The sequence below is a fragment of the Psychrobacter sp. 16-MNA-CIBAN-0192 genome (assembly GCF_040309565.1).
Taxonomy (GTDB): domain Bacteria; phylum Pseudomonadota; class Gammaproteobacteria; order Pseudomonadales; family Moraxellaceae; genus Psychrobacter.
This window is the reverse complement of the sequence record NZ_JBEOOX010000252.1, coordinates 1-272: the sequence shown is the minus strand read 5'-3', so window position 1 is coordinate 272 and position 272 is coordinate 1. Positions and strand designations below refer to the sequence as shown.

The 272-nt window shown below is 39.3% G+C and carries 1 pseudogene; it reads left to right on the top strand.

Annotated elements, in window-relative coordinates:
• Positions 1–64 precede the first annotated feature (64 nt).
• Positions 65–272 (top strand): annotated as a pseudogene (locus AAEY78_RS13135) (hypothetical protein); the annotation flags it as partial.

The following is a 272-nucleotide window of genomic DNA, read 5'->3' as shown; positions in this document are numbered from 1 at the left end:
GTATATACAAGGCGGGTTGTTAGACTATATTTTAGTCATTATAAAAAACACAAGGGCGCGCAATATGCAAAGTGCAACACCAGGTTATGAATTAGAAGATATTGATTTACTGCTTACCGATGCCAACATTGCCACTATGGATACTGCTGTAGAGGCGCCTTATGGCGCGATAGAAAATGCAGCCTTAGCAATCAAAAATGGAAAAATTATGTGGCTAGGTGAGCAAAAAAACTTACCTAGTTTTGATGTGTTTGCAACGCCTACCTTGAGTA